Here is a 6715-nt window from a genome sequence, read left to right on the forward strand (position 1 = left end):
AAAGCAGGGGTTACTATTCCGGGAATCGTCGTGATACAATATTTTGCGTTGTTGAAAGAAGGCAAGTCGAACATCTTAAGAGAATCGTCCACGCCATCGATCCAGGGGCGTTTGTTATTATCTCGGATGTTCATGAAGTTGTTGGCGAAGGCTTTAAGCAGTTCGCCGCTTGAAAGGAGAGATTTTGGGCACCCAAACCACTACTGATACTACTTCAGCCGGTAGGCAGAGTCTCGTCGAGTCCATAGAAGCGAAAGCTAGAACTATACGGTGTCACATCGTCAAAATGGTCGGATTGGCTAAGTCGGGTCATCCCGGGGGTTCGTTATCCGCAGCGGATATCGTCACAACGCTCTATTTTCATGAGATGAAGCACAAACCCGAGGATCCGCGCTGGATCGATCGCGACCGTTTTGTTTTAAGCAAGGGACATGCGGCGCCGGTGCTCTACGCGGCGCTTGCCGAGAGCGGCTATTTCCCGGTCGAGGATTTGTGGACGCTCAGAAAGATCGACAGCCACCTGCAGGGACATCCCGATATGCTCAAGACGACCGGCGTCGAGATCTCGACCGGCTCGCTGGGGATGGGATTTTCCGCGGCGGTCGGCATGGCGCTCGGCGTGAAGGTCGACAAGAAGGATTCAAGGGTCTACGCCCTTATCGGGGATGGGGAATCCCAGGAGGGCATCATCTGGGAGGCGAGTATGTTTGCCGCCCAGCACAAGCTGGATAATCTCGTGGGTATCCTCGATTACAACAACCTGCAGATAGATGGCCTGGTGAGCGATATCGTCGACATCCGACCGGCCGCAGCAAAATGGTCGGCCTTCGGCTGGCACACAATCGAAATCGACGGACACAGCGTTGAGGGGCTTATGGACGCGTTTGAAGAAGCGCGATCCGTCAAAGGCAAGCCTACGATGATCATCGCGAACACGGTGAAGGGCAAGTGCGTCTCGTTCATGGAGGGTGTAGTCGATTATCACGGCAAGGCCCCGTCCACAGATGAGGTCGATAAAGCTATCTGTGAGATCGAAGCACTGGGACCACTTGGGTAGAAGGGTCCAGAGGCCAGGGTCCTGGGTCCAGGGTGTGGGCTAAGGAGTAAGTGAATATCTTTCAGATTCTTATAGATAGAAATTGATGGGTTTAAGTGTTCGTAAGGAGCAGGAAGAAAAAGGAGTTTTCCCTTGACCCTGGCCCCCGGACCCTTGACCCTAAAAGAGAAGGAAGTAGAATGTCGGAGAAAAGAGCAACACGCGAAGCGTACGGTGAGGCCCTGGTCGAGCTGGGGCATGAGTTTTCAAACCTGGTCGTGCTTGAAGCGGATCTTGCCAAATCCACCACGACCATGAAATTTAAGAAAGAATTTCCCGAGAGATTTTTTGATTGCGGTGTAGCCGAGCAAAATATGATGGCGATGGCGGCCGGGTTGGCGACGACGGGGAAGATCTGCTATACGGGCTCCTTTGCCATGTTTGCAACGGGTCGCGCTTTTGAGCAAATCCGCAATACGGTCTCATATCCTAAGCTAAATGTGAAAGTATGCCCGACGCACGCCGGTATTACGGTCGGCGCCGACGGCGGCTCGCACCAGACGATAGAAGACATCGCCCTGATGCGGGTTATTCCCGGTATGACGGTTATCGTCCCCGCCGATTTCTACGAGGCAAAAAAGGCGATTAAAAAAGCCGCACACATCGACGGACCGGTTTTCATCCGTCTCGGTAGGGCTACGGTTCCCATGCTGTTTGACGAGTCGTACGAGTTTGTTCCCGGCAAGGCAGTCATGCTAAGAGAAGGCACCGATGTATCCATCTTTGCGACCGGGATTATGGTCGCAACCAGTCTTGAAGCCGCCGAGGTTCTTGAGCAGCAAGGAATCAGCGCGGAAGTTATCAACGTCTCAACGATTAAGCCTCTTGATAAAGAAACCTTAATAAAATCCGCACAAAAGACAGGAAAAGTGGTTGCAGTAGAAGAACATAGTATTATTGGAGGTCTGGGGAGCGCAGTAGCAGAACTCCTTAGCGATACATATCCGGTACCGATGGCAAACGTGGGCATAAAGGACGTATTTGGCCGCTCGGGCGAACCTGCCGAGCTGCTCAAGTATTATGGATTGACCAGCGAAGACATCTCCCAAGCGGTACAAGGTCTCGTCGGCAAGTAACTATCGCACGCCTAGTAGACGAGCTACCGTAAACCTTTGATTTATGCCCGGCTTTCTGGTAGGATACCGATTTTGGGAGTGATTAATCCGTGATTAAAGTGAAGAACGTTTCGATGGCCTACAAGGGAGCCCGTCGTCCCGCATTAAAGGATATCAACGTGGATATCGACCGGGGTGAGTTTGTGTTCCTGGTCGGTCCCTCAGGATGCGGCAAATCCACATTCATACGATTGCTTCTACGAGAACTTGTCCCGACGCGGGGCGAGATTTTTGTCGCCAACCACGATATCGTAAATATGCGCCGGTGGCGCGTCTCCCAGCTACGCAGAAACATCGGATGTGTTTTTCAAGATTATAAGCTTCTGCCGAATAAGACATCGGCGGAAAACGTTGCGTTTGCCCTTGAGGTTATAGGTAAGCCGATCCGTGTGATCAAATCGCAGGTACCCGAAGTCTTGAGGCTGGTCGGTCTTGAGGACAAAGCATCTAGCTACCCGGATGAGTTATCCGGTGGTGAACAGCAGAGAGTCTCTATCGCCAGGGCGTTCGTGAATCGTCCGGCGATTATTCTTGCAGATGAGCCGACCGGAAACCTCGATCCGGCTACCTCAAGCGATATTATGGCGCTGCTCAACAAGATCAACCGAACGGGAACGACTATCCTGGTCGCAACGCATGACCGTGAGATGGTCGACAGCATGAGGAAGCGCGTTCTCGCTCTTGAAGAAGGAACCATGATCAGGGACCAGCAACGCGGTGTGTATGGGTACGAGGAGTGAATAAAGGGGTAACAGGTATGTCGTTTCGTCCTTTCTATTTTTTGAAGGAATCATTTAATAGCTTTAAGAAGAACTGGGTCATAAGTATGGCCGCCATCACCACTGTGGCCTTGTCTTTGCTTGTCGTCGGCTTTTTCATGCTGGTCGCCTTAACGGTGAATAACTGGATGAAGATGACCGAGCAAAAAGTCGAAGTCATCGTCTTCTTAAACGAAGGCGTTCCCGCTGAATCAGTCGAGGCACTGCAATCCGAGATCATGTCCTGGGGCGAGGTAAAGACAGTTACCTATGTATCAAAAGACCAGGCCTTAGAGCGCCTCAAGCAACAGTTTAAAGATACGGATATGCTCAAAATGATCGACACCAACCCGCTTCCGGAATCCCTTGAAGTATCCCTTAAGAATCCTCAGAAGGCCGAAGATGTGGTTACAAGGCTGAAAGGACGCTCGGAGATCGACGAAATCAGACACGACCGTAAAACCGTCGAGAAGCTCTTCGCGTTCACGAAGATGGCGCGCTGGTTTGGCGTGAGCTTCGCAGGTCTTTTGGCCTTTGCATCGCTGGTTTTAATATCGAACGCTATTCGCCTTGCGATTTACGCCAGGCGCAAAGAGGTAGCGATAATGCGCCTTGTCGGTGCATCGAATTGGTTCATCAGGTGGCCGTTCTTGCTCGAGGGAATCATACAGGGCCTCGTTGGAGCCCTAATAGCGATTATACTGCTATACCTTATTCAGGTTAGCGTCATCGATAAGATTAAAGACGTCTTGAAATTCCTACCGCTAGGCTTTAGCTCACAGGACTTTTATCAGCTCATCTTTGGCCTCATCCTCGCCGGTATCATGATCGGCGCGGCGGGAAGCGCCCTTGCCCTCCGGCGTTTCTTGCGGGTTTAAAGTAGCAAATGATTTAAATTCGTAAATATTTGCGCCGATATAAAGTATGTTCATTGCACCACTAGTCATATTAGGCAGCAGTTCTTTCTGGTCATGCGCTGTCAGTGATTGAAGTATGGTTGTTTTGGATATATTGAGAATGCTAGCTCTGGGTTGACTTGTTATGCTAGCAATGGTTAACTAGATGTAAGGTAGAGCCATGAACTTAACCACTACGCTGCGGCAAAAAATAATAGCATTAATCGTCGTTCTCGCCCTAAGTTCCCTGGTTAGCCCTGCCTTCTCTTCGGAATTATCCACCAAGCGCAACCAACTCGGTAACGTTAAATCCGCACTTAGCCAGACCAGGCAAAAGATTCAGCAAGCAAAGAAACAGCAAGTCCAACTTGTCGGGCAAATAGAGTCGACCGATGGTATCATCTTAGCGGTTCAGAAAGAATACGATCGGCTTGATGCGGAGCTGCAAAAAGCAAGTCTCAATCGTGCGGGGACGGAGCGCCAGTTGGCCGCCCTTCAGGGGCAGCTGATACGAACCCAGCAGGAACTCGATTTCACCGAAGCGAAACTTTCCGACCAGAAGGGGACGTTAAACACCCGGATTCAGAATATTTACAAGCGCGGCGACTCCGGCTTCATCGACGTTATACTCAACTCCAGCGATTTTATGAGCCTGCTTAACCGTGTGCGTTTCCTCGAGTACATCGTTGCCCAGGATATCGATATCGTCAAGCGAATCGAACGGACCAAAGCAGATATCCAGGAGAAGAAACAGCAGGTCGAGCAGGACAAAGCTGCCGTTAACTCACAGCGCATCGAGCTGGTGGGCGTCGAACAGAATTACCGCGCGTTGACTAATGCCAAGCTTGTGCAGAAAAGCAACCTGCAAAACGAGATCAAAAAGAAGCAAGCCCTGCTCAACCAAATCCAAGCAAATCGGTCTGCCTACGAACTGGCCGAAGACCAGCTCTTAGACGAGTCCTCGGCACTGGCATCGAAGATCAGGCAGCTTGAGAAAAACGTGCGTCCTGGGCGAGGAAGCAGCACTTCGTCGGAAGCTGGCTCATCATCCGGGTTTGCCTGGCCGACCGATGGCTCTATGACATCACCGTTCGGCATGAGGATGCACCCGATTCTCCATACCAAGCGTATGCATACCGGAATCGATATCGGCGCGCCCTATGGCCAGAGTGTAGTCGCAGCCCAGGATGGGACCGTTATCCAGGCGGGATGGGTAAAAGGCTATGGGCAGACGGTTATTATAAGCCATGGTGGCGGAATAAGCACTCTCTACGGCCACCTCTCAAAAATCCTGGTTTCAGAGGGTGACAGCGTCACCAGGGGTGAGACTGTAGCAAAGATCGGCTCGACCGGCCTCTCAACCGGACCGCACCTGCACTTTGAAGTGCGTAAAAACGGCGATCCACAAAACCCGATGAACTGGTATTAATTTGGCACGGTAACCTCACAAATCTCCTATAAGCTATAGCAGTAATCACTATTTTTGCTTATACTGAATCAGAAGCTCTAGTTTAAATGAGGTGTAATATTTGGATAGGAAAATCCTGGTTGTAGCCGGTTTAGTCCTGCTTGTTTTAGTCGTTTTCTCTGCGTTTACAGGGGGTATGTTTCTAGGTAAAGTCTTGGAGCAACAGCGTGCGGAAAAGTATGCGCAAGAGCTGCCCTCGGCCCAGAAAGTCCAAGAAGTTCTCCAGATTATCGACCACGCGTACGTTGAGCCGGTTTCCGACCGCAAACTTATAAACGGTGCCGTAGAAGGCATGCTCAAAGCACTCGATGATCCCTTCACGCATTATCTTGATGTGAAGCATACCTCGGCATTTGAAGAGGAGATGAGCGGGCATTTTGATGGCGTAGGCCTTATGCTTAGCGAAGATAAGACCCACAACGGCCTGGTCGTAGCGCCGATGGAGGGAATGCCCGCGGAAAAGGCAGGCGTAAAGGCAAACGATGTCATCGTTAAAATCGGCAAACAGTCGACAAAAGGCATGGATTCGGATAAAGCCGTAAAGTTGATCAGGGGCAAGCGTGGCACCCAGGTAACCCTTACGATGCGACGCGAGGGCGCAAAAGAACTGCTGGTCTTTAAGCTCACCCGTGAGCAAATCACCATCCCGAACGTTATCGACAAGAAACTCGAAGGCAATATCGGCTATATCAGGCTCTACCAGTTCAATGAGTCGACAAGCGATGACATCAAAAAGCACTACGACAAGCTGAAATCACAGGGGATAAAGGGGCTTGTACTCGACCTCAGACATAACCCGGGCGGCATTCTCACCGAGGCGGTCGATACCGCCAGCTTCTGGATACCGTCAGGCCCGATTGTTAAGATCCAGAACAGAAACGGCGACATCGATGCTAAGGATGCGGAAGGCGGCGCCGATGCAAAGATGCCGCTTGTAGTGCTTATCAACAAGAGCAGCGCGAGCGCATCGGAAATTCTCTCAGGTGCTTTGCAGGATTACGATCGTGCGATTATAGTCGGCGAGACATCGTACGGCAAGGCGTGCGTGCAGACCGTAATCAAGCTTGAGGACGGCTCCACTCTTCTGTTGACAACGGATAAGTACCTTACGCCAAAAGGCCGTATGATCCAGAAAAAAGGAATCAAGCCGGACGTTGTGGTTAAACTCGATCATAAAAACCCGAAAGATAACCAGCTGCAGAAAGCTATTGAAGTTATGAACGATATTTTCTCAGGCAAAAGGAAACTGAAACTGGCATCGTAGGAATTGCGAATTGCGAATGGCGAATTTCGAATTACGAATTACGAATTAAAGGCTGAATAAAGAAGGGGCGGAGGTTACTCCGCCCCTTAGTGTTTCTAGCCAGTAGTTCTGTCTAAAA

At 50.8% G+C, this 6715-nt stretch carries 7 protein-coding genes; all 7 read left to right on the forward strand.

The features are described 5' to 3' along the window. A partial coding sequence (locus ACYC56_RS10890) for a YitT family protein (RefSeq protein WP_461374210.1) occupies positions 1–173 on the forward strand: 173 nt, incomplete at its 5' end. Positions 174–184: 11 nt separating this feature from the next. Next, positions 185–1057 (forward strand): transketolase, encoded by an 873-nt coding sequence (locus tag ACYC56_RS10895; protein ID WP_461374204.1) that lies wholly within the window; start codon positions 185–187, stop codon positions 1055–1057. Between the two features lie 179 nt (positions 1058–1236). Beyond that, positions 1237–2172: a transketolase family protein gene (locus tag ACYC56_RS10900; protein WP_461374205.1), complete on the forward strand. Its 936-nt coding sequence runs from the start codon at positions 1237–1239 to the stop codon at positions 2170–2172. Between the two features lie 89 nt (positions 2173–2261). Then, complete coding sequence (ftsE, locus tag ACYC56_RS10905) at positions 2262–2951, forward strand: cell division ATP-binding protein FtsE (protein WP_461374206.1); 690 nt, start codon at positions 2262–2264, stop codon at positions 2949–2951. 17 nt (positions 2952–2968) lie between these two features. After that, complete coding sequence (gene ftsX, locus ACYC56_RS10910) at positions 2969–3847, forward strand: permease-like cell division protein FtsX (protein WP_461374207.1); 879 nt, start codon at positions 2969–2971, stop codon at positions 3845–3847. Between the two features lie 199 nt (positions 3848–4046). Beyond that, positions 4047–5294: a murein hydrolase activator EnvC family protein gene (locus ACYC56_RS10915; protein ID WP_461374208.1), complete on the forward strand. Its 1248-nt coding sequence runs from the start codon at positions 4047–4049 to the stop codon at positions 5292–5294. A gap of 100 nt (positions 5295–5394) precedes the next feature. Continuing rightward, complete coding sequence (locus tag ACYC56_RS10920; RefSeq protein WP_461374209.1) at positions 5395–6597, forward strand: S41 family peptidase; 1203 nt, start codon at positions 5395–5397, stop codon at positions 6595–6597. Positions 6598–6715: the final 118 nt, after the last annotated feature.

This window comes from Candidatus Aquicultor sp., from assembly GCF_054640775.1.

Coding starts and splice junctions, on each gene's coding strand:
- ACYC56_RS10900 (WP_461374205.1), top strand. CDS start 1,237: ATGTCGGAGAAAAGAGCAACACGCGAAGCGTACGGTGAGGCCCTGGTC.
- ftsX (WP_461374207.1), top strand. CDS start 2,969: ATGTCGTTTCGTCCTTTCTATTTTTTGAAGGAATCATTTAATAGCTTT.
- ACYC56_RS10915 (WP_461374208.1), top strand. CDS start 4,047: ATGAACTTAACCACTACGCTGCGGCAAAAAATAATAGCATTAATCGTC.